Source organism: Bradyrhizobium sp. Pa8 (assembly GCF_052588265.1).
Genome location: NZ_CP176767.1, coordinates 9,443,096 through 9,464,631, shown reverse-complemented (window position 1 = coordinate 9,464,631; position 21,536 = coordinate 9,443,096). Strand labels below are relative to the sequence as shown.

Genomic DNA, 21,536 nt, shown 5'->3' with positions numbered 1-21,536 from the left:
GGTGATCTCTCCACACGGATACTGTTCGACGCGGAGAGACCGTCACCCCACCCCGTCTCATGTCTCGCTTCGCTCAACATGAGCCGACCCTCCCCCTCCAGGGGTGGGTAAGAGGCGCCCTTGCATTCCCTGACCAGACGCGCTTCCTACCGGCCATGATCTCCGACGCGCCAGTGCTGCAACAGACATCGGAACCGGCCGAGAGCGCCGCCGCGCCCTCGCGGCTCGCGCGCTACGCGCGGCCGGTGCTGGGACTGTTGCTGCCGCTCATCCTCGCGCTCGGCTGGGAGCTCGTGGTCTGGCTCGGCTGGTCCAACGGCCGTCTGGTGCCGCCGCCCTCGCGCGTCTTTGCGACCATCACCGAGCTTGCCCGCTCCGGCGAGCTGGTCCGCCACATCGCCGCAACACTGTGGCGCGTCGGTCTCGGCTTCGCCTTCGGCGTGATCGCGGGCACCGTGCTCGGTGCCATCTCCGGCTATTGGTCGCTGGCGCGCCGGCTGCTCGATCCGACCGTGCAGGCGCTGCGTGCGATCCCTTCGCTCGCCTGGGTGCCGTTGTTCATCCTCTGGCTCGGCATCTTCGAGACCTCCAAGATCGCGCTGATCGCGGTCGGCGTGTTCTTCCCGGTCTATCTCGGCGTGATGGGCGCGATCCTTTCCGTCGATCGCAAGATCGTCGAGGTCGGTCGCACCTTCCGCCTTTCCGGGTTCGCCATGATCCGCCGCATCCTGCTGCCTGCGGTGCTGCCGGCCTATGTCGTGTCCTTGCGTGTCGGCCTTGGTCTGGGGTGGATGTTCGTGGTGGCGGCCGAGCTGATCGGCGCTTCCGAAGGCCTCGGCTATCTCCTGCTCGACGGCCAGCAGCTCGGCAAGCCCGCGCAGATTTTGGCCGCGATCGTGATCTTCGCCATCCTCGGCAAGCTCACCGACTGGCTGATCGAGGTCGCAGCCGCGCCGTTCCTGCGCTGGCAGGACGCCTTCGGGCGCGCGAAGGGAACGTAACGCGATGCTGGCGCTCGACCGGGTCAGCAAGACCTACCCCAACGGCGTCCAGGCGCTGGTGCGCTTCTCCGCCGAGATCAAACAGGGCGAGATCGTCGCCATCATCGGCGGCTCCGGCTGCGGCAAGTCCACGCTCTTGCGCGCCATTGCCGGCCTTGATCGCGCGAGCGCAGGCACGGTGACGCTCGACAGCGAGGCGATCAGTTCGCCGCACGCAAAAATCGGCATCATCTTTCAGGAGCCGCGGCTTTTGCCCTGGCTCAGCGTCGCCGACAATATCGGCTTCGGCCTTGCCGACCTGCCCGCGACGGAGCGGCGCGAGAAGGTGGCGCGCGCGCTCGCCCGCGTCGGCCTCGCCGACAAGGCGCAGGCCTGGCCGCGCGAACTCTCGGGCGGGCAGGCGCAGCGCGTCGCGATCGCGCGTGCGCTGGTGCCGCAGCCGGAAGTGCTGCTGCTCGACGAGCCGTTCTCGGCGCTCGACGCCTTCACCCGCAGGGATCTCCAGGATCATCTGCTCGACCTCTGGGCCGACACCCGGCCGACCCTCATCCTCGTCACACACGACGTCGACGAGGCCGTGGTGCTGGCCGATCGCGTGCTGGTGATGCGGCCGCGGCCGGGCCGGCTGTTCGACCAGATCGAGATCAATCTGGGCCGGCCGCGCGACCGCAATTCGCCGCTGTTCGAGAACTTCAAGCGAAGTGTGCTGACGTCACTCGACCGTTCGCTCGACCGCAACGTGCCCGACCGTGACGCAACCCAGGGTCCCGGTCAGGCCATGTGGTGGTGACATTTTCTCTCTGAGCCGGTACATCGAGGGACGATTTTTCCGGGAGAGAACAAGATGGATGCCGCAGAACTGCGCCAGATGCAGGCCCCGATCAAGGAACGCTACAAGACCGATCCCAAGACCGCGATGATCACGCTCAAGGCCAAGGGCTCGACCGACAGCGAAGGCATCGCCTGCAAGGTCGAGACCGGTCGCGCCATCGCGATGGCGGGCCTGCATCCCGCAACCGGCGGCTCCGGCCTCGAGCTCTGCTCCGGCGACATGCTGCTGGAAGCCTTGGTCGCCTGTGCCGGCGTCACGCTGAAATCGGTCGCGACCGCCATCGAGATCCCGCTGAAGACCGGCAACGTCTATGCCGAGGGCGATCTCGATTTCCGCGGCACGCTCGGCGTCGACAAGGAGACGCCGGTCGGCTTCACCGAGATTCGCCTGCGCTTCGAGGTCGACACCGATGCGCCGCAGGACAAGCTCGATCTCCTGCTCAAACTCACCGAGCGCTATTGCGTGGTCTACCAGACCATCAAGAACGGCCCGAAGGTTTCGGTGTCGATGCAGCGGATCTAAGGTTCTTACCCTCCCCTGGAGGGGGAGGGTCGATCGCGCGCAGCGCGAGCGGGGTGGGGTGCGGTCTCTCCACTCGGGCGCCGTATCCGTCGAGAGACTGTCACCCCACCCCGTCTCATCTTTCGCTACGCTCCATATGAGCCGACCCTCCCCCTCCAGGGGAGGGTAAGAAGAAAAAATGCCCCCCGAGCTCCACTTCATCATCCTCCTCGTCCTGCGCATGGCGATCGCCGCGGCCTTCGTCGTGTCCGCGTCGTTCATTGCCGAGCGCACCGGTCCGGTGATCGGCGGACTGGTGGCGACCTTGCCGATCTCGGCCGGTCCTTCCTACGTCTTCCTCGCGCTCGACCATGACGCCGCCTTCATCGCGCAAGGCGCGCTGTCGAGCCTTCCGGTCAACGCCGCGACGATCGTCCTTGGGCTCACCTATGTCGTGCTGGCGCAGCGGAACAATCTGCTGGTGAGCGCGGGCAGCGCGGTCGCGGTGTGGATCGTGCTGGCGTCCATCATCCGCCTGTTCGACTGGACTTTGACGGCCGGGCTCGCCGTCAACCTGGTCGCCTTCGGCATCTGCATTCCGCTGCTTGCACGGTACCGCCATGTGAAGATGCCGCTGGTGACGCGCCGCTGGTACGATATTCCATTCCGCGCCTCGCTGGTCGCGACGCTGGTTGCGATCGTGGTCTCGACCTCGGACTGGGTCGGCCCGCGGGTGAGCGGCGTCATCGCGCTCTACCCGATCGTGTTCACCAGCATGATGGTGATCCTGCATCCGCGCATCGGCGGCCCGCCGACCGCCGCCGTGCTCGCCAACTCCGCCTGGGGCCTGCTCGGCTTCGGTCTGGCAATTGCGGTGCTGCACGTCGCCGTCACGCAGTTCGGCTCGGCGATCGGCTTGAGTTGCGCACTCGCCACCTGCATCGGCTGGAACCTGACGCTGTGGTGGATGGGACGACGGAAGAGGCCGATGCATCAGCCGCGCCGCGCTTCCTAGGGCGAGGTACGCTACGCTTGGGACCTCAGCCCTGCGTCAGGATAGATAGTTACCGGGACTGGCAGACCCGCTAAGCTGGCAACAGAGCAAGATCGGGGCGTGCGGTGGAGGGATTGTACAAGGTCGAATACGATATCAACGACGGCTCCGGCCGCAGCGTGCTGTACGCCCATGCCGGGAAAATGCTTGGCGGCAACACGGCCTTCGCGCACTTCGGCACCTACGAGATTGTGGACGGCGAAATCGTCGCCAGGCTCCGGACGAAGCGCCACAGCCGGTCGCCGCAGCACAGGTCGCTGGTCAGTTCCGACGCCGTCACAATCAGCATTCGCGGTCGACCGCAGGGCAAGCTCTACCGCTTCGAGGGAGAAGTGGTCGAGGACGCCTCGGTGTTTCGCGCCGTGATGACGCCGCTCGGCGACGATGACGTTCCCCCGCCCGGTGCGGTCGGCGAGGGCGGCATCGTCAGCGGGCTCTATTCGATCGACATCCGGATGCTGGATGGAATTGCCGGTGGCCATACCGGCGTGATGTTGCTGCGCGACGGCCGCATCCTCGGCGGCGATGCCTTCTTCTATTATCTCGGCGCCTATTCTTCGGCGAACGGTCGCTGGAAAGGCGAATTCGTCAATCAGGAACACACGCCGGCGAAGAGCGAGCATCCCTTGTTCGGTGGCTATGAGGTGGGCATCGGCTTCTCCGGCCACTGCGATGACAAGGGCGCCGACATGGAAGCGATCGCGCTCGCCGGCAAGCGTAGCATCCGCCTCGCCGCCACCTTGAAGCTGATCGAGCCGTTTGCCAGGGCGGCTCGCTGACGGCCAGTACGCCGGCGAACACGGCCAAGCCGTCGCAATTCCGCCTGCGGCACACAGCCCGGCATTGCGGCTCGCCTCATGGCATGCTTCAGCTTGGCATCATTCCCTGGTCGTTGGAAGGTTCGCTGTCACTGCTTCGGCAGCTTGGCCTTCAGCGCATAGAGCGCATCCAGCGCCTCGCGCGGGGACATCTCGTCGGGGTGCAGCGCCTTCACCGCGTCCATCAGCAGTTCGGCCTCGCTCGGCGGCGCGGCTTCGGCGGCGGCGCGCGAGGGCACGGCGAACAGCGGCAGATCGTCGGCCAGCGCCCGCGCGGTCTGGCCGCGGTCTTGCGCCTCGAGTTTTGCCAGCACCGATTTGGCGCGCGTGATCACGGCGGGCGGCAGGCCTGCGAGCTTGGCCACCTGGATGCCGTAGGAGCGGTCGGCCGAGCCCGGCAGCACCTCATGCAGGAACACGACATTGCCCTGCCATTCCTTCACCCGCACCGTCGCGTTGAACATGCGCGGCAGTTTTGCCGAGAGCGCGGTCAGCTCGTGATAATGCGTCGCGAACAGCGTGCGGCAGCGATTGCTCTCGTGCAGATGCTCGATCGCGGCCCAGGCGATGGAGAGGCCGTCGAACGTCGCGGTGCCGCGGCCGATCTCGTCGAGGATCACGAGCGCGCGCTCGCCGGCCTGGTTCAGGATCGCTGCGGTCTCGACCATCTCCACCATGAAGGTGGAGCGGCCGCGCGCGAGGTCGTCGGCGGCGCCCACGCGCGAGAACAGGCGGTCGATGATGCCGATCCGCGCGCGCGTGGCCGGCACGAAGCTGCCGATCTGCGCCAGCAGCGCGATCAGCGCGTTCTGGCGCAGGAAGGTCGATTTACCGGCCATGTTGGGGCCGGTGAGCAGCCAGAGCTGGCCGGATTTTTGCGCCGGCGTTGGCGAGAGATCGCAGGCATTGGCAATGAACGGCTCGCCATTGCGCTTGAGCGCCTGTTCCACGACGGGATGGCGGCCCGCCTCGATGGCGAAGCCGAGGGACTCGTCGACTTCAGGCCGCACGTAATTGTCGTCGATCGCGAGCTTGGCCAGCGAGGTCGCGACGTCGAATAACGCGAAGGCATGAGCGGCGGCGCGCAGATCGTCGCTGATATCAAGCGCCTTGGCGCAGAGCCGCTCGAAGATCTCGAGCTCGAGGCCGAGCGCGCGGTCGCCGGCATTGGCGATCTTGGCCTCGATCTCGCCGAGCTCCGAGGTGGTGAAGCGCACCTGTCCGGCCAGCGTCTGGCGATGGATGAAGGTCGCATTCAGCGGCGCCGACATCAGCTTGTCGCCGTGCTGCGCGGTGACCTCGACGAAATAGCCGAGCACGTTGTTGTGCCGGATCTTGAGGCCCTTCACGCCGGTATGATCGGCGTAGCGCGCCTGCATCGATGCCACCACGAGGCGCGAGGCGTCACGCAGGCTTCGTGTTTCGTCGAGCGCGGGCTCGTAGCCCTGACGCACGAAGCCGCCATCGCGCTTGATCAACGGCAGCTGGTCATCGAGGGCACTTGCGAATTCTGCCGCGAGCTCGCGCGACGGACGCTGCAGGGCCGCCATCACCACCACGATCTCTTGCGGCGGCTGGTCGAGCTCGCCGAGGCGCGTCAGCACCTGGTCGGCGGCGATGATACCGTCGCGCAGGCCGGCGAGGTCGCGCGGTCCGCCGCGGCCGACCGAAAGACGGGCCAACGCCCGCGACATGTCCGGCGCGCCGCGCAGGATGCTGCGGATGTCTTCACGCGCAGCGGAGTCCGCAACGAAGGCGCTCACGGCATCGAGCCGCCGCGCGATCGCCGGCGCGTCCGTCAGCGGCGCCGCGAGCCGCTGCGCCAGCAGGCGCGAGCCGGCCGAGGTCACCGTGCAGTCGATGGCGTCGAGCAGTGAGCCGCGGCGTTCGCCCGCGAGTGTTCGCGTCAGTTCGAGATTGGCGCGGGTGGCCGGATCGATCGCCATGGTCGCGCCCGAGGCCTCGCGCGCGGGTGGCGACAGCGGCGGATGCTTGCCGACCTGGGTGCGGTCGACATAGGTGACGGCGGCGGCTGCGGCGGTCGCTTCCAGCCGCGTCAGTTGCGCGAGCCCGTCCATGGTCGCGACGGCGAAATAATCGCACAGGCGTTTTTCCGCGGTGGCGCCGTCGAAGACGTCGCGGGTCAGCGGCGTCACCGCCGGCAGCTCGCGCAAGGTCTGTCCGAGCTCGCTGTCATTGTAGAGCGCGTCGGTGACGATCGCCTCATTCGGATTGATGCGTGCCAGCGTCGCGGCGAGCTCACCGCTAGAGCATTCCATCACCGTGAATTCGGCGGTCGAGATGTCGATCCAGGCGAGGCCAAAGCGGTCGCCGCCGCCGGAGGCGCGGGCGCGCGCGATCGCCAGCAGATAATTGTTGGCGCGCGCGTCTAACAGCGTGTCCTCGGTCAGCGTGCCCGGCGTCACCAGCCGCACCACGCCACGGCGCACCACGCTCTTGTTGCCGCGTGCTTTGGCGGCGGCGGGATCCTCGGTCTGCTCGCAGACCGCGACCCGGTGGCCGGCGCTGATCAGGCGATGCAGATAATCCTCGGAACGCTCGACCGGCACGCCGCACATCGGGATGTCGGCGCCCTGATGCTTGCCGCGCTTGGTCAAGACGATGCCGAGCGTTTTCGAGGCGATCTCGGCGTCCTCGAAGAACAGCTCGTAGAAGTCGCCCATCCGGTAGAACAGCAGCAGGCCCTGATGCGCCGCTTTGATCTCCAGATATTGTTCCATCATCGGCGTGACGCGCGCGGCAGCTTCCGCCGGCGGTGCGGGCGCTTCGTCAGGGGGCGGCACAGGTATCGGCTGTTGCATTGTCATGGGCGGCGCAACCTACAAAATTTCGCCCCGTGCTCCTACCGGTTTGGCCAGCGAGGGGAGGTTTTCCACGTTGTCCGCATTGGGCGAAGAGCTGCCACATTCTCATCGTCATTCCGGGACGCGCCGTCAGGCGCAGGCCCGGAATCCATAACCCCGGCTTGTGGTTATGGATTCCGGGCTCGCCCTGCGGGCGCCCCGGAATGACGAGCGAGTTTCATGCACTCAGTCGAATACGCCGCCCGCGAAACCGTCAATTGACCTGCCGCGGGCGCCCTCCTAAAACTTCGCGGACATTGAAGAATTTGGGCCGGACCGCGGCATTCAGGGAGAACAACGATGCGTGACGTCTTTATCTGCGATGCCGTGCGGACCCCGATCGGCCGTTTCGGCGGCTCGCTCGCCAAGGTGCGCGCCGACGACCTCGCCGCGGCCCCGATCAAGGCGCTGATGGCCAAGCATCCCAATCTCGACTGGGCACAGGTCGACGAAGTCTTCTTCGGCTGCGCCAACCAGGCCGGCGAGGACAACCGCAACGTCGCGCGCATGGCGCTGCTGCTTGCGGGCCTGCCGGATTCGGTTCCCGGCCAGACCCTGAACCGGCTCTGCGCCTCCGGCCTGGACGCGGTCGGTGCGGCCGGCCGCGCTATCCGTTCCGGCGAGATCGAGCTTACGATCGCGGGTGGCGTCGAATCCATGACCCGCGCGCCCTTCGTGATGGGCAAGGCGCAGGAAGCCTTCTCGCGCTCTGCCGAGATTTTTGACACCACCATCGGCTGGCGTTTCATCAATCCGCTGTTGAAGGCGCAGTATGGCGTCGACGCCATGCCGGAGACCGGCGAGAACGTCGCCGAGGAATTCCAGGTCTCGCGCGCCGACCAGGACGCCTTCGCGATCCGCTCGCAGCAGCGCGCGGGCGCGGCGATTGCGGCGGGTTATTTCGCCGAGGAAATCACGCCGATGACCATCCCCGGCGGCAAGGCCGGCCCGATTACGGTCGACAAGGACGAGCATCCGCGCCCGGAGACGACACTGGAAGGCCTGGCAAAACTGAAGCCGATCGTGCGTAATCCCGGCACCGTGACCGCCGGCAACGCCTCCGGCGTCAATGACGGCGCGGCCGCGATGATCCTGGCCTCTGAAGCCGCCGTGAAGAAGCATGGCCTCACCCCGCGCGCCCGCATCCTCGGCCTCGCCTCGGCCGGCGTGCCGCCGCGCATCATGGGCATCGGCCCGGTGCCGGCGACCCGCAAGCTGATGGAACGCCTCGGCAAGAAGATCAGCGATTTCGACCTGATCGAGCTCAACGAGGCCTTCGCCTCGCAAGGCATCGCCTGCATGCGCCAGCTCGGCGTTGCCGACGATGCCGATTTCGTCAATCCGCATGGCGGCGCCATCGCGCTTGGCCATCCCCTCGGGATGAGCGGCGCGCGCCTCGCGCTCACCGCCGTCCACGGCATGGAAAAGCGCGGCGGCAAGCTGGCGCTGGCCACCATGTGCGTCGGCGTCGGCCAGGGTGTTGCGGTCGCGATCGAGAAGCTGAACTGACGGGACGCGTAGCGTCCCGTCATCCCGGGGCGGTGCACTTGCACCGAACCCGGGATCTCGAGATTCCCCGGTGCGCAATTGCGCACCTGAGGTCTGGTCCTCCGGACCATCCCGGAATGACAGTGTTGGAGTTACGCAGGTCGCTTCAGGGGCCGTCCCATGATCATCGAGCGCGAGCAGGACGTCACGGCCGCTGCACTGGCGGTGATGGAGCGGACGTCCGATCCGCGGCTGCGCCAGATCATGGTCTCCCTGGTCAAGCATCTGCACGCCTTCGTCCGCGATGTCCGCCTGACTGAGAAGGAATTCAGGGACGCGACCGCGATCGTCGCCGAGCTCGGCAAGCTCACGACCGACACGCACAACGAAGTCGTGCTGATGGCGGGCTCGCTCGGCGTCTCGCCGCTGGTGTGCCTGCTCAATAACGGCGATCAGGGCAATACCGAAACCGATCAGTCGCTGCTCGGCCCGTTCTGGCGGCTGAACTCGCCGCAGGTCGAGAATGGCGGCTCGATCGTCCGCTCTGAGACGCCCGGCGCGCCGCTGTTCGTCAGCGCCCGCGTCGTCGACAGGGACGGCCGTCCCGTCACGGGTGCGGAGGTCGATGTCTGGCACGCCTCGCCGGTCGGTCTCTACGAGAACCAGGACCCTGATCAGGCCGACATGAACCTGCGCGGCAAGTTCACGACCGACCAGGACGGACGCTTCGCCTTCCGCTCGGTGATGATGGTCGGCTACCCCATTCCGACCGACGGCGTGGTCGGCCGCCTGCTCGAGGCGCAGAGCCGGCATCCCTATCGCCCCGCGCATCTGCACGCGCTGATCTTCAAGCCCGGATTCAAGGTGCTGATCTCGCAGGTCTACGACCCCGCCGACCCGCATATCGACAGCGACGTGCAGTTCGGGGTGACGCAGGCACTGATCGGTAAGTTCCAGCGCCACGACACGCCGCATCCGACCGCGCCTGACGTCCCGACCCCCTGGTATTCGCTCGACCACACCTACCGGCTGGAGGCCGGTGAGGCCGTGCTGCCACGTCCGCCGATCAAATAGGGCGGTCCTGCCGGGCACAGGACGCCTGCCAAACCCGCTTCCCTAGATTAGTTATGTTCTATAATGATCGGGGGAAGCGTTGACCGGCCGGAGCAAAGTGGCCGGGGAGGAGTTCGCCAATGACATTCATCTATCCCGTCGACAGCAACAAGGCGCATCCGCTGCCGCTGTCGCCCGAATACAAGAGCTCGATCAAGCGCGCGCCGAACAAGCCCTTGATCCCGATGCGCCACACGCTGTCGGAATTGACCGGCCCGGTCTACGGCCACGAGACCGTGCGCGAGGGCGATGCCGATCTCACCACCCAGCATACCGGCGAGCCGATCGGCGAGCGCATCATCGTGCATGGCCATGTCCGCGACGAGGACGGCCGCGGCGTGCCGAACTCGCTGGTCGAGATCTGGCAGGCCAATTCCTGTGGCCGCTACGTCCATGTCCGCGACCAGCATCCGGCGCCGCTCGATCCGAATTTCACCGGCGCGGGCCGCACCGTGAGCGATGCCGCCGGCTACTACCGTTTCGTCACCATCAAGCCTGGCGCCTATCCCTGGGGCAATCACCACAACGCCTGGCGTCCCGCGCATATCCATCTGTCGGTGTTCGGGCATTCCTTCGTCACGCGCCTCGTGACGCAGATGTATTTCCCTGCCGACCCGCTGTTCCCATTCGACCCGATCTTCAACTCGGTGCCGGACGAAAAGGCGCGGGCGCGGATGGTGTCGTCGTTCGACCTCGAGAACACCCAGCCCGAATGGGCGCTGTGCTACCGCTTTGACATCGTGCTGCGCGGCAAGAACGCCACGCCCATGGAGAACCACTAAGGTGCAGGATTCTGTGAAGCCAGACGGGATCACCCCGTCGCAGACCGTCGGTCCGTTCTTCAAATACGGCCTGACACCGACCGGCGAATACGCCTGGAACGACGCGTTCACCAACTCGACGCTGACGCCCGACGTTACCGGGGATCGCGTCCGCATCGAAGGCCGCGTGTTCGACGGCGACGGCGTCGTGGTGCCCGACGTCATGCTGGAGATCTGGCAGGCGGATGCGCAGGGCCGCTTCGCCGCCCCCCAGGACAAGCGCGCGCTGCCCAATGCCAGCTTCCGCGGCTTTGCCCGTTGCGGCACCGACAAGGACGGCAATTATTCCTTCGACACCATCAAGCCGGGCGCGGTGCCCGATCCCGACGGCAAGCCACAGGCGCCGCACATCGTGCTTGCGGTGTTCGGCCGCGGCATGCTGCGGCATCTCTACACCCGTATCTATTTCAGCGACGAGGCCGGCAATGCCGCCGATCCCGTGCTGGGACTGGTGCCGGCCGATCGCCGCGCGACGCTGATCGCGACGCGCGAGGCGGGGAAGGCGGTCTATCGGCTCGACCTGCGGCTTCAGGGCGACGACGAGACGGTCTTCTTCGACATGTGAGGCAGCAACGCGTGACGGCGATATCGACAGCCGGCACGCGTTTCTCATCCAGCGCAACTGAGCTGGTTGCTGCGTTTCATTGGGCCTGAGACGTTTCGGTTCGTGCCGTGAGTCGGTCTCGCTGACTCAAAACCGACCGATTGACGTCCTGTTTCCGTATTTTTCCGGTGTCCGCGGGATACAATTTCCGCGCGAAGCAATCCCGTGTTTACCGCAGTTGTTTAGGGTCCGTTCGGATTTCGACCTGCGCCATTGGATTGTTTCATGAAAATTCGTCTCTCGCTTTCTTCTGCAGTCATTGCATTCGGGATCGTTCTCGCAATCGGCTTTACTGCCGTCGTTTCGACCAGCCTTTACGCCCTGCGCGAGCTCAAGGTCGGCGGTCCGCTTTATTCCGACATCAAGCTCGGCAACGACCTCATCGCGGACATCCTGCCGCCGCCCGAATATGTGATCGAAGCCTATCTCGAGGCCACACTCGCCCTGCGCGAGCCGGACCAGCTGTCGGCCCATGGCGAACGCCTGGTCCAGCTCCGCAAGGACTACGACGAACGCAAGGCATTCTGGACTACCTCCAGCCTCTCCACCGATCTGAAGACGGCACTGGTGTCGAAATCCGACGCCGAGGTGCAGAAGTTCTGGAAGCTTCTATCCGACCAGCTCATGCCAGCCCTCAAAGCCAAGGACATGGCCGGCGCCGAACGCGCCTATGCGCAGCTCAAGGACGCCTATACCGCGCACCGCGCCGTCATCGACAGCATCGTCGAGAGCGCCAACAAGCAGAATGCCGACATGGAGAAGCTGGCCGCCGAGCGCGACAGCTCGATCCTCTACATTCTCCTTGGCGTCTCCGCAGCCGTCCTGGCCTTCATTGCCGCAGGCCTGCTCGGCGTCGCGCTTGGCGTGGTGCGGCCGATCGTACGCATGACGGACACGATGCAGAAGCTCGCGACCGGCGATCTCGCCGCCGACATCCCCTTCGCGCATCGGCAGGACGAGGTCGGCTCGATGGCGGGTGCGCTCCAGGTGTTCAAGCAAGGGGCGATCGAGAATTCGCGCCTGCGCGAGGAGCAGTTGCGGAAGGAGCAGGAGGCCGCGACGGCCAAGCGCGGTGCCCTGCACCAGATGGCCGAGACCGTCGAGCGCGAGACCGGCCGCTCGGTCGATTCCGCAAGCGTGGCAAGCCAGGGCGTCGAACGGGCCGCCTCCAGCCTGTCCGAGATCGCCCGGTCGCTGTCCGCGGAGTCGCAGGCCGTCGCCTCGGCTTCCACCCAGGCGCTGGGCAGCTCGCAGACAGTCTCGGCCGCGGCCGAAGAACTGAGCGCCTCGATCCGGGACATCGCAACGCAGGTGGCGCGGACCAGCACGGTCACGAAATCGGCGGTCGCGGGCCGCGAGCAGGCGCGTTCGACCATCCAGGCGCTGGCGGGCGCGGTGAAGAAGATTGCGGAGGTCTCCGACCTCATTGGCGGCATCGCCGGCCAGACCAACCTCCTGGCGCTCAATGCCACGATCGAGGCCGCGCGGGCCGGCGAGGCCGGCCGCGGCTTTGCGGTGGTTGCGGCCGAAGTGAAATCCCTGTCCGACCAGACCGCCAAATCCACCGAAGAGATCGGGCGCCTGATCGCCGAGGTGCAGGCCTCGACCCAGGCCGCAGTCGATGCCGTCGAGACGATGGGAGGCCACATCGTCGAAATCGACGGCGTGGCGACCTCGGTCGCGGCGGCGATGGAAGAGCAGGACTCCGCAACGCGGGAGATCGCGCGGTCGATTTCCGAATCGGCATCCGCTGCGAAGGAGGTCTCGGCCAAGATCGCCAATGTCAGCCGCGACGCCGCCTCGGTGGACGAGCGCGCCACGGAGGTGAGGCAGGCGATTGCGGGCATGGCGGCCAACCTGGAATCGCTGCGGTCGGTCGTGGTCCGGACCGTGCGCGATTCGACCGCCGCGGCTTGAGCCGGGCGCCGGGTCCGCGGCTGGTACGTGGGGGCTTGATCGTGCAGTATGGCGCGGGACAGGGGCATCGTGGTCATGACACCTCCACAACTGCCGGCGGTCGTTGAGCCCGCCCAACTGACGGCTGCGCTGCGCAGGGGTGGCGTGCTGGACGCTGGCGCGGTGCGCGAGGTGAAGGTGCTGCATCAGCGTGACACCGTCGTGTCACACATCGTCCGCCTCGGCCTGCGCTATGTCGGGGAATCCGCCGGTGCGCCGCAATCGCTGATCCTGAAGACCGCCAATTCCGGGTTTGCGCAGACACTCGCCAATGCCGGCCGGCACGAGGTGGCGTACTACACGCAGCCTGCGCCGAAGATGCCGCTGGGACTGGTGCCGCGCTGCTTCGACGCGCATTTCGACGAAGAGAACCTCGCCTGGCACCTGCTGCTCGAGGATCTGACCGACAGCCACGAGGTCGCAACGCAATGGCCGCTGCCGCCGTCACGCGAGCAGGCGATCGCGATCGTCACGACGCTGGCGCGCTGGCACGCGGCCTGGTGGGACCATCCCGATCTCGGCCAGACCGTCGGCCGCTGGGCGAGCACCGAAGACAGCGCGCAGCACATGGAGACGTTCGCGGGTCATTACGACCGCTTTGCCGATTTGCTCGGTGACCGTCTCAGCGAGGAGCGACGCCTCCTCTACCGTCGCCTCATCGATCAGTCGGCCCGGCTATCCGAGCGCTATCATGCGCGCCGTCATCTCAGCATCACCCATGGCGACGCCCATAGCTGGAATTTCCTGCTGCCTCGCACCGGTGTTGCCGATACCGTGCGCATCTTCGACTTCGACCTGTGGGGCATCAACGTCCCGACCAATGATCTCGCCTACATGATGGCGATGCAGTGGTACCCGGAGCGACGGCAGGGGCTCGAACGCTCGCTGCTCAATTCCTATCATGACACGCTGATCGAAAGCGGCATCACGGGCTACACGCGAGGTGCGCTCGATCGCGACTACCGCTGGTCCGTGCTCTGGCAGATCACGAGGCCGGTCTGGCAATGGAGCATCAACATCCCGCCCTTGATCTGGTGGAATAATCTGGAACGGGTGATGATGGCGGTGGACGATCTGGGCTGTGAGGAGTTGTTGTAGAAGCTCGTGCCGCCTGTTCGCTGTCGTCGCCCGGCTTGACCGGGCGACCCAGTATTCCAGAGACGGTCATGGGATTCGGAGAGGCTGCGGCGTACTGGATGCCCCGGTCAAGCCGGGGCATGACACTGCTACTCCATCACCGCATGTTCCGGCCCGGCGGCCTGCTTGCGCAGCGTGGCCTTGGTCGAGCCGATCAGCAAGGCGAGCGGGATGGTGCAGAGGATGAAGATCATCACCAGCATATAGTCGTGCGCAAACGCAATGATCTGGGCCTGCACGCTGACCATCCTGTCGGCCATGGCGCGGCCGGCGTCGGTGGAGAGATTGATCATGCCGCTGACGCTGGGCATCTGGAGCGCGTGGTTGAACGGGTTGATGTACTCGGACAGGATCGCGTAGGTCCGCCGCGTTCCCTGCGTCAGCTCAGCGATGACGACGGAGATGCCGACCGAGCTCGCGACGTTGCGCATCAGGGTCAGCATCGCGGTGCCGTCGGTCCGCAGCTCGTTCGACAAGGTCAGGAACGCCACCGTCGAGAGCGGCACGAAGACGAGGCCGAAGCCGAAGCCCTGGATGACGCTGACGGTGACGATCTCGGGCACCTGGGTCAGGTCGGTCCACCCGGTCATCTGGAACAGCGAGCCCGCGGTCAGCGTCAGGCCGGTGATGATCAGCGTGCGCGCCTCGATATAGCGCATCATGCGGCCGACCAGCATCATGGCGAAGAAGGTGCCGAAGCCGCGGCTCGCCAGCAGCAGGCCGGCGGTGATGATGGGATAGCCGATCACGTTCTGCATGTAGGGCGAGGCCAGCGCCATGGTCGAGAACAACACAAGCCCCATCACGACCATGAACATGCAGCCGGTGACGAAATTTCGATCCTTGAACAGCGCGAAGCGGATGAACGGCGTCGACGTCGTGAAGGAGTGCGCGAGAAAGAAATAGAAGGCGACGGCCGAGACGATGAACTCCGCGATGATCTCATTGGATTCGAGCCAGCCCAATTGCTCGCCCCTGTCCAGCGCGAGTTGAAGCGAGCCGATCGCGATCGCCAGTGCGGCAAAGCCGAACCAGTCGAATTTGAGGCTGATATCCTTCCGGGTCTCGTCCATGAAGATGATCAGCCCGAGCACGGTGATCACGCCGAACGGCAGGTTGACGAAGAACACCCAGTGCCAGGAATAGGTCTCGGTCAGCCAGGCGCCGAGGGAGGGGCCCATGATCGGGCCCATCATCACGCCCATGCCCCAGATCGACATCGCCTTGGCGCGTTCCTGGAGCGTGTAATAGTCGAGCATGACCGATTGCGACAGCGGCACCAGGGCGGCGCCGAACACGCCCTGCAGCAGGCGGAACAGCACCATCTGGTTGATGTCCTGCGCGAGCCCGCACAGCACGGATGCGAAGGTGAAGCCGGCGGCGCAGATGATGAAGATGCGCTTGCGGCCGAAGCGGTTGGCGATCCAGCCCACCGGCGCCGTCATGATCGCGGCGGCGACGATGTAGGAGGTCAAGACCCAGTTGATCTGGTCCTGCGAGGCCGACAGTGTGCCCTGCATGTAGGGCAAAGCGACGTTGGCGATGGTGGTGTCCAGCGCCTGCATGATGGTCGCGGTCATGGCGCAGATCGTCACCATGTTCCGGCGCAGGCCGGGGACCATCAGGCTGGCATTGGGACCGGACATCGGATCAGTCCTTGTCCTGGTTCGCCGTCGCCGACAATCCGAACAGGCCGGCGAGCGAGCGCTTGTGGCCGGTGTCGATGGTGGCGTAGACGCTCATGCCGGCCTTCAGCTTCCGCACGTATTTGTCGGTCTCGTCGAAATAGATCCGGATCGGCACGCGCTGCACCACCTTGACGAAATTGCCGGTGGCGTTCTGCGGTGGCAGGATCGCGAATTGCGCGCCGGTGCCGGGCGAGAGCGAGCCGATCTTGCCCTTGAAGACGTGGTTCGGGAACGCGTCGACCTCGAGGGTAACAGGCTGTCCCTCGGTGACGTAGGTGAGGTCGCTCTCCTTCGGATTGGCGTCGACCCAGGGGTGGGCGACGTCGATGATGGAGAACACCGGCGTGCCGGCGGTGACGTAGCGGCCGAGCTGAATCTGCTCGACCTGCGTCGCAACGCCACCCATCGATGCCCGCACCACGGCGTGGTCGAGATTGCGCTCGGCATTGTCGAGCTTGGACTTGGCCTGCGCGTAAGGCGGGAATTTCTCCAGCGGCAGGTCGGTGTCGCCGAGCAGCTGCGTCTTGGCCGTCGAGATCTGCTGCTTGACGTATTGCGCGATCGAACCTGACGTGACCAGCGCGTTCGCGGCGTTGTCGAGGTCGAGCTGCGAGCCGTAGCTGTTCTTCACCAGCGCCTGCTTGCGCTCGACATCGCGCTGCTTCAGGTCGACGCCCTGTTGCGCGAGGTTGAGCATGTCGCCGTAGATCTTGATGTTGGCGCGGAGGTTGTCATAGGTCGACTGCGCCTGCATCAGCTGCGCCCTCGCCTCGTCCACCGCGAGGCGGAACGGCACGGGATCGATCTCGAACAGCTCGTCGCCTTGCTTGACGATCTGGCCTTCCCTCACGACGACCTTCTGGATCTTGCCGGAGATGTCGGGCGTCACCAGGACCTTCTGCGCGCCGACATAGGCATCGTCAGTGCCGACATAGCGGCCGCCGTTCAGATAGAAGGTGAGGCCGCCGACGGCGACGACGAGCGGCAGCACGACCAGCAGCAGGAAGCGGCGATAGCGGCGCAGGCCCGCCACCAGGCGGCGGCGCGGATCGGTGCCGGCTTTCTTGGTGGGCTTGCCGCTGTCGCTCTTCTGCTCGGGCTGGAACTTGAGGACCTGATCAGCCATAGCGCTGCTCCTTACGCGCTTGTTCCGCGCCGGATGTCTGGATCGCGTTACGCACGTTTTCTTTGATGGATTCGAGTTGGGTGAGGAGACGGTGGGCGTCCGCCGGGCTGATGCCGTCGAGTGCGTTCGCCGTGAGTTCCGATTTCAGGCCGCTCATCTTGCCGAGCAGCGCACGGCCGGCCTTCTTGAGATAGAGGCGCTTGACGCGGCGGTCCGAGGCGTCGCTGCGGCGCTCGATCCAGTCGCTGTCGCAGAGCTTGTCGATCAGGCGCGTCAGCGTGATCGGCTGCATCTCCAGCAACTCGGCGAGTTCCGACTGCTTCATGCCCTCGCTGCGCTCGACCTTGGCCAGCACCGCCCATTGGGCGCGGGTGATGCCGAAGCGCGATGCCTCCTTGTCGGCATAGACCCGCAAGAGGCGGTAGAGTTCACCGAGCGTGAACAGGAAGTTCTGGTCGACGGACCCGCGGGTCATAACGCTATCTCCAATGAGCTTGACTATAATAAGCAAGCTTATGATTATTTCGTGGCGGATTAACGGGACGCTGTTCCGCGGCAAGAGCATGGCTGACAGGCGCATTCCCGGTCGCGCTTTGGGTTCCGCGGCCGAAATGCTAGAAGGCGGGCCACATGACCCTTGCAAAGCCGGCATTTCCGACGCCTGACCACGATCACGGCCGCTGCACCGCGGACGCGCTGGCGCACGCCGAGACGGTTTGCGAGGCTCGCGCGCAGAAATTCACGCCGATCCGCCGCCAGGTGCTGGGGGCGCTGCTCTCCAGCCACCGGCCGCTCGGCGCCTATGAGATCATCGACGAGCTGGCCAAATCGATGCCGCGGCCGGCACCGATCACGGTCTACCGTGCGCTCGATTTTTTGATGGCCAATGGCCTCGTGCACCGCATCGAAAGCCGCAACGCTTATCTCGCCTGCGCCGCCCATGACCATGATGCGACCTCGGCGGTGGCGTTCCTGATCTGCGAGCGCTGCGGCCTGGTCGGCGAGATCCCGTCGGCGTCCTTCGCCAAGGACCTCAATGCCGCCGCGCGAAGCTCAGGCTTCGCACCAAAACTGTCCGTGGTGGAGATCACGGGCGTCTGCGCCCATTGTCAGAAAGCTGCATAAAGCAACAACGGCGCAAGCCGGTATTCGGGAAGAAATGTCCTCACCACAAGCCATACCGTCCGCCGGTCGCCCCCTCAGTGCCGGCGCCATCGCCCTGATGCTCATGCTGTGCCTGACCTGGGGCTTCAATCAGATCGCAGTGAAGCTGGTGCTGCCGGAGGTGCCGCCGATGCTCCAGGCGATGATCCGCTCGATGGGTGCGTTGCCCGTGCTGTTCATCGTCGGCAGCTTGCGCGGCGTCAAATTCTTCGAGCGCGACGGCACGTGGAAGGCCGGCCTGATCGCCGGGCTGATGTTCGGCGTCGAGTTCGTACTGATTTTCCAGGGCCTGCGCCTGACCTCGGCCTCGCGCGCGGTGGTGTTCCTCTACACGGCGCCGTTCTTCGTCGCGCTTGGGTCCTACCAGGTGCTCGGCGAGCGGCTCGGCGGCACCCAATGGCTGGGGCTGGCCGTGAGCTTTGCCGGAGTTGCGCTCGCGATCGGCGTTCCGCAGCCCAATGTGGATTCGCACATCCTGCTCGGCGATCTCCTGATCGTGGCCGGCGCAGGGCTTTGGGCGGCGACCACGCTGGTCGCCAAGGGCACCCGGCTGCGCTTCGCGGCGCCGGAAAAGGCACTCGGCTATCAGGTCGCGACCTCGATCCCGATCCTGGGCACCGCCGCCTGGCTGTTTGGGGAAACCATCACCCAGACCCCGTCGCCGCTGTCGCTCGGCCTGATGGCCTTCCAGGCGATCTGGGTGGTCGGAACCACGTTCACGCTTTGGTTCGCGCTGGTGAAGACCTATTCGGCCAGCAAATTGTCGGCTTTTACCTTCATCACCCCTTTGTTTGGCGTGGTGGGTAGCTATTTCATCATGCACGACACCTTGAGCCTGACATTCGGGGCCGCTGCGATCCTTGTAATTGCTGGGCTTTTTCTGGTTAACCGTCCCAGCTCAACGGCTGCGGCGCCGCGCGATGCATTGCTCAACGTCACCAAAACCTGATATTTGGACCCCATGAACAAGCTCGAAAATCCCATCGATTCCGACATCGCGGGCCCGGCGCCCCGGCACCGGACCACCCAGGTCAAGGTCGGCGACGTCGCCGTTGGCGGCGGTGCGCCGATCGTCGTGCAGTCGATGACCAACACCGACACCGCTGACATCGACGGCACCATCGCCCAGGTCGCAGCGCTCGCGCGCGCCGGCTCCGAAATGGTCCGCATCACCGTGGACCGCGAGGAGGCCGCGGCCGCCGTTCCGCACATCCGCGACGGCCTCGCCAAGCGCGGCATCACCACGCCCTTGATCGGCGACTTCCACTATATCGGCCACAAGCTGCTCGCGGCCTATCCGGCCTGCGCCGAGGCGCTCGCCAAATATCGCATCAATCCCGGCAATGTCGGCTTCAAGGACAAGCGCGACACCCAGTTCGCCGACATCATCGAGATCGCGAACAAGAACGGCAAGCCGGTCCGCATCGGCGCCAATTGGGGCTCGCTCGACCAGGAGCTGCTGACCAAGCTGATGGACGAGAACGCCGCGTCCGCCAATCCGCGCGACGTGCGCGCGGTGACGCGTGAGGCCATGGTGCAGTCTGCGCTGCTCTCGGCCGCGCGCGCCGAAGAGCTCGGCATGCCCAAGGATCGCATCATCCTGTCCGCAAAGGTCTCGGCGGTGCAGGATCTGATCGCGGTCTATCAGGATCTCGCCAGCCGTTCCGATTACGCGATCCATCTCGGCCTCACCGAAGCCGGCATGGGCTCGAAGGGCATCGTCGCGTCCTCGGCCGCGCTCGGCATCCTTCTGCAGCAGGGTATCGGCGACACCATCCGCATCTCGCTGACGCCCGAGCCCGGCGGCGACCGCACCCGTGAGGTGCAGGTCGGCCAGGAGCTGCTGCAGACCATGGGCTTCCGCACCTTCGTGCCGCTGGTCGCGGCATGCCCCGGCTGCGGCCGCACCACCTCGACCACGTTCCAGGAGCTGGCGCGCTCGATCCAGGACTTCATCCGCGACGAGATGCCGAGCTGGAAGACGAAATATCCCGGCGTCGAAGAGCTCAACGTCGCGGTGATGGGCTGCATCGTCAACGGCCCTGGCGAATCCAAGCACGCCAATATCGGCATCTCGCTGCCCGGCACCGGCGAAGCGCCGGCCGCGCCTGTCTTCGTCGACGGCAAGAAGTTCCGCACGCTGCGTGGGCCCACGATCTCCGCCGACTTCAAGGCGCTGGTGATCGACTACATCGAGCAGCGCTACGGCCAGGGCGCCAAGGTCCCGGTGACCGCGGCGGAGTAAGCGCCCACTCAACATTGAAATTGTAAGGCGGGTTAGCGCGACCCGCCTTATTTTTTGCGCGACCGTGAAATCCGGGGCGCTGCCCACCGCGGAACGACCGTTCCCGGATTGCGCTTCGCTCCGCCCGGGCTACGATGTCCCCAATCAACAATGATTGGGAGCAACACCCATGAGCTCGCTATCCGGCAAGCAAGGTCCGCGCTACCGCCATACGGCCGAAGACGGCGCGGCTTACGAGACCATCGCGGTCGAAAAGCTCACCCCCATCATCGGCGCGGAAATATCCGGCGTCGATATCGGTAGCCTCGTCGATGGCGATGCCCGCTCCAACCGGCAGATGGACGAGATCCACCGCGCGCTTGCCGAAAACCTCGTCATCTTCTTCCGCGATCAAGACATCACGCCAAAACAGCATCTCGCTTTCGGCCGCAAGTTCGGCGAGTTGCATTTCCATCCCGCCGCGCCGCACGAGGACGAAGATCCGGCGCTGATGAAGATCTACGCCGACAAGAACTCGCCGCGCGCCAACGGCGAGGGCTGGCATTCGGACGTGTCCTGCGATCTCGAGCCGCCGATGGGTTCGATCCTCTACATCAAGCAGTGCCCGCCGCGCGGCGGCGACACGCTGTTCGCCAACATGTACGCGGCCTATGAGGCGCTGTCGGATCGGATGAAGGCCTATCTCGACGGTCTGACCGCGCTGCATGACGGCGAGCCGATCTATCGCGGGCTCTACGCCAATTACGGCGTCGCCGATCGTCCGTCCTATCCGAGCGCCGAGCATCCGGTGGTGCGCACGCATCCGGTGACTGGCAGGAAGGCGCTCTACGTCAACCGCGGCTTCACCCGTCACATCAACGGCATCCCGCGCGACGAGAGCGATGCGATGCTCGCCTATCTCTACCAGCACGCCGAGAACCCGCTGTTTCAATGCCGCTTCCGCTGGACCGAGAACGCCATCGCGTTCTGGGACAACCGCTGCACCCAGCACCGCGCGATGTGGGACTACTGGCCGCATACGCGCTCGGGGACGCGCGTGACGGTGAAAGGGGAAAGGCCGATTTAAGTCGGCACCGTCGCCAATCGCTCAGTGACCTGAATCACGGACTTGGTATTGCCCCCGT

Annotated in this window: 19 protein-coding genes; 15 read left to right on the top strand and 4 right to left on the bottom strand. The window is 65.6% G+C overall.

The genetic code is table 11. The features are described 5' to 3' along the window. Window positions 1–155 precede the first annotated feature (155 nt). From ACKWRH_RS44870 to ACKWRH_RS44850, 5 genes are all read left to right on the top strand, one after another. Window positions 156–1,001: an ABC transporter permease gene (locus tag ACKWRH_RS44870; protein ID WP_445218762.1), complete on the top strand. Its 846-nt coding sequence runs from the start codon at window positions 156–158 to the stop codon at window positions 999–1,001. Between the two features lie 4 nt (window positions 1,002–1,005). Beyond that, window positions 1,006–1,791 carry an ABC transporter ATP-binding protein gene (locus tag ACKWRH_RS44865; RefSeq protein WP_445218761.1) on the top strand — a complete coding sequence of 262 codons (786 nt, stop codon included), beginning with the start codon at window positions 1,006–1,008 and terminating at the stop codon, window positions 1,789–1,791. A gap of 54 nt (window positions 1,792–1,845) precedes the next feature. Further along, window positions 1,846–2,355 (top strand): OsmC family protein, encoded by a 510-nt coding sequence (locus ACKWRH_RS44860; protein WP_445218760.1) that lies wholly within the window; start codon window positions 1,846–1,848, stop codon window positions 2,353–2,355. Window positions 2,356–2,533: 178 nt separating this feature from the next. Then, window positions 2,534–3,349, top strand: a complete 816-nt coding sequence (locus ACKWRH_RS44855) for a hypothetical protein (protein ID WP_445218759.1) — start codon at window positions 2,534–2,536, stop codon at window positions 3,347–3,349. Window positions 3,350–3,453: 104 nt separating this feature from the next. Further along, window positions 3,454–4,167, top strand: a complete 714-nt coding sequence (locus tag ACKWRH_RS44850) for a GrlR family regulatory protein (RefSeq protein WP_445218758.1) — start codon at window positions 3,454–3,456, stop codon at window positions 4,165–4,167. 128 nt (window positions 4,168–4,295) lie between these two features. Here ACKWRH_RS44850 and mutS read toward each other — a convergent pair whose 3' ends face one another. Then, the gene (mutS, locus tag ACKWRH_RS44845) at window positions 4,296–7,034 is read right to left on the bottom strand and encodes a DNA mismatch repair protein MutS (RefSeq protein WP_445218757.1); all 2,739 of its coding nucleotides are present in this window, start codon (window positions 7,032–7,034) and stop codon (window positions 4,296–4,298) included. A 336-nt stretch (window positions 7,035–7,370) separates the two neighbouring features. Here mutS and pcaF point away from each other — a divergent pair, with 336 nt between their 5' ends. The 6 genes from pcaF to ACKWRH_RS44815 all read left to right on the top strand — a co-directional run bounded on the left by pcaF (window position 7,371) and on the right by ACKWRH_RS44815 (window position 14,150). Further along, the gene (pcaF, locus tag ACKWRH_RS44840; protein WP_445218756.1) at window positions 7,371–8,579 is read left to right on the top strand and encodes a 3-oxoadipyl-CoA thiolase; all 1,209 of its coding nucleotides are present in this window, start codon (window positions 7,371–7,373) and stop codon (window positions 8,577–8,579) included. A gap of 159 nt (window positions 8,580–8,738) precedes the next feature. Continuing rightward, window positions 8,739–9,632: a dioxygenase family protein gene (locus ACKWRH_RS44835; RefSeq protein WP_445218755.1), complete on the top strand. Its 894-nt coding sequence runs from the start codon at window positions 8,739–8,741 to the stop codon at window positions 9,630–9,632. A gap of 119 nt (window positions 9,633–9,751) precedes the next feature. Beyond that, entirely contained in the window at window positions 9,752–10,453 is a 702-nt protein-coding gene (pcaH, locus tag ACKWRH_RS44830; RefSeq protein ID WP_445218754.1) for a protocatechuate 3,4-dioxygenase subunit beta, read from the top strand. Window position 10,454: 1 nt separating this feature from the next. Beyond that, window positions 10,455–11,057, top strand: coding sequence for a protocatechuate 3,4-dioxygenase subunit alpha (gene pcaG, locus ACKWRH_RS44825; RefSeq protein ID WP_445218753.1), 603 nt, complete (start codon window positions 10,455–10,457; stop codon window positions 11,055–11,057). Window positions 11,058–11,321: 264 nt separating this feature from the next. Continuing rightward, window positions 11,322–13,013, top strand: a complete 1,692-nt coding sequence (locus ACKWRH_RS44820) for a methyl-accepting chemotaxis protein (RefSeq protein ID WP_445218752.1) — start codon at window positions 11,322–11,324, stop codon at window positions 13,011–13,013. 48 nt (window positions 13,014–13,061) lie between these two features. Continuing rightward, a complete protein-coding gene (locus ACKWRH_RS44815) occupies window positions 13,062–14,150 on the top strand; it encodes a phosphotransferase (protein ID WP_445218751.1) in 1,089 nt (362 codons plus the stop codon). A gap of 128 nt (window positions 14,151–14,278) precedes the next feature. Here ACKWRH_RS44815 and ACKWRH_RS44810 read toward each other — a convergent pair whose 3' ends face one another. From ACKWRH_RS44810 to ACKWRH_RS44800, 3 genes are read right to left on the bottom strand one after another with little or no spacing between them, the layout of a single operon-like run. Next, the gene (locus ACKWRH_RS44810; RefSeq protein ID WP_445218750.1) at window positions 14,279–15,835 is read right to left on the bottom strand and encodes an MDR family MFS transporter; all 1,557 of its coding nucleotides are present in this window, start codon (window positions 15,833–15,835) and stop codon (window positions 14,279–14,281) included. 4 nt (window positions 15,836–15,839) lie between these two features. Continuing rightward, window positions 15,840–17,003, bottom strand: a complete 1,164-nt coding sequence (locus ACKWRH_RS44805) for an HlyD family secretion protein (RefSeq protein ID WP_445218749.1) — start codon at window positions 17,001–17,003, stop codon at window positions 15,840–15,842. After that, entirely contained in the window at window positions 16,996–17,478 is a 483-nt protein-coding gene (locus tag ACKWRH_RS44800; RefSeq protein ID WP_014491125.1) for a MarR family winged helix-turn-helix transcriptional regulator, read from the bottom strand. Before ACKWRH_RS44800 ends, ACKWRH_RS44805 begins: the two co-directional genes overlap by 8 nt. A gap of 155 nt (window positions 17,479–17,633) precedes the next feature. On the opposite strand from ACKWRH_RS44800, the gene ACKWRH_RS44795 reads away from it, so the two are divergent. The 4 genes from ACKWRH_RS44795 to ACKWRH_RS44780 all read left to right on the top strand — a co-directional run bounded on the left by ACKWRH_RS44795 (window position 17,634) and on the right by ACKWRH_RS44780 (window position 21,478). Further along, window positions 17,634–18,128 (top strand): Fur family transcriptional regulator, encoded by a 495-nt coding sequence (locus ACKWRH_RS44795; RefSeq protein WP_038943833.1) that lies wholly within the window; start codon window positions 17,634–17,636, stop codon window positions 18,126–18,128. Window positions 18,129–18,162: 34 nt separating this feature from the next. After that, complete coding sequence (locus ACKWRH_RS44790; protein ID WP_028155292.1) at window positions 18,163–19,116, top strand: DMT family transporter; 954 nt, start codon at window positions 18,163–18,165, stop codon at window positions 19,114–19,116. 12 nt (window positions 19,117–19,128) lie between these two features. After that, entirely contained in the window at window positions 19,129–20,412 is a 1,284-nt protein-coding gene (gene ispG / locus ACKWRH_RS44785; protein ID WP_014491128.1) for a flavodoxin-dependent (E)-4-hydroxy-3-methylbut-2-enyl-diphosphate synthase, read from the top strand. Window positions 20,413–20,581: 169 nt separating this feature from the next. After that, window positions 20,582–21,478, top strand: coding sequence for a TauD/TfdA dioxygenase family protein (locus ACKWRH_RS44780; RefSeq protein WP_445218748.1), 897 nt, complete (start codon window positions 20,582–20,584; stop codon window positions 21,476–21,478). The last annotated feature ends 58 nt before the right edge of the window (window positions 21,479–21,536 follow it).

Excerpts from the sequence above, each read along its gene's own strand:
- mutS (WP_445218757.1), bottom strand. The coding sequence starts at position 7,034 with ATGACAATGCAACAGCCGATACCTGTGCCGCCCCCTGACGAAGCGCCC.
- ACKWRH_RS44810 (WP_445218750.1), bottom strand. The coding sequence starts at position 15,835 with ATGTCCGGTCCCAATGCCAGCCTGATGGTCCCCGGCCTGCGCCGGAAC.
- ACKWRH_RS44820 (WP_445218752.1), top strand. The coding sequence starts at position 11,322 with ATGAAAATTCGTCTCTCGCTTTCTTCTGCAGTCATTGCATTCGGGATC.
- ispG (WP_014491128.1), top strand. The coding sequence starts at position 19,129 with ATGAACAAGCTCGAAAATCCCATCGATTCCGACATCGCGGGCCCGGCG.
- ACKWRH_RS44815 (WP_445218751.1), top strand. The coding sequence starts at position 13,062 with ATGGCGCGGGACAGGGGCATCGTGGTCATGACACCTCCACAACTGCCG.
- pcaH (WP_445218754.1), top strand. The coding sequence starts at position 9,752 with ATGACATTCATCTATCCCGTCGACAGCAACAAGGCGCATCCGCTGCCG.
- ACKWRH_RS44790 (WP_028155292.1), top strand. The coding sequence starts at position 18,163 with ATGTCCTCACCACAAGCCATACCGTCCGCCGGTCGCCCCCTCAGTGCC.
- ACKWRH_RS44860 (WP_445218760.1), top strand. The coding sequence starts at position 1,846 with ATGGATGCCGCAGAACTGCGCCAGATGCAGGCCCCGATCAAGGAACGC.
- ACKWRH_RS44865 (WP_445218761.1), top strand. The coding sequence starts at position 1,006 with ATGCTGGCGCTCGACCGGGTCAGCAAGACCTACCCCAACGGCGTCCAG.
- ACKWRH_RS44805 (WP_445218749.1), bottom strand. The coding sequence starts at position 17,003 with ATGGCTGATCAGGTCCTCAAGTTCCAGCCCGAGCAGAAGAGCGACAGC.
- ACKWRH_RS44855 (WP_445218759.1), top strand. The coding sequence starts at position 2,534 with ATGCCCCCCGAGCTCCACTTCATCATCCTCCTCGTCCTGCGCATGGCG.
- ACKWRH_RS44835 (WP_445218755.1), top strand. The coding sequence starts at position 8,739 with ATGATCATCGAGCGCGAGCAGGACGTCACGGCCGCTGCACTGGCGGTG.
- ACKWRH_RS44795 (WP_038943833.1), top strand. The coding sequence starts at position 17,634 with ATGACCCTTGCAAAGCCGGCATTTCCGACGCCTGACCACGATCACGGC.
- pcaF (WP_445218756.1), top strand. The coding sequence starts at position 7,371 with ATGCGTGACGTCTTTATCTGCGATGCCGTGCGGACCCCGATCGGCCGT.
- ACKWRH_RS44800 (WP_014491125.1), bottom strand. The coding sequence starts at position 17,478 with ATGACCCGCGGGTCCGTCGACCAGAACTTCCTGTTCACGCTCGGTGAA.
- ACKWRH_RS44780 (WP_445218748.1), top strand. The coding sequence starts at position 20,582 with ATGAGCTCGCTATCCGGCAAGCAAGGTCCGCGCTACCGCCATACGGCC.
- ACKWRH_RS44870 (WP_445218762.1), top strand. The coding sequence starts at position 156 with ATGATCTCCGACGCGCCAGTGCTGCAACAGACATCGGAACCGGCCGAG.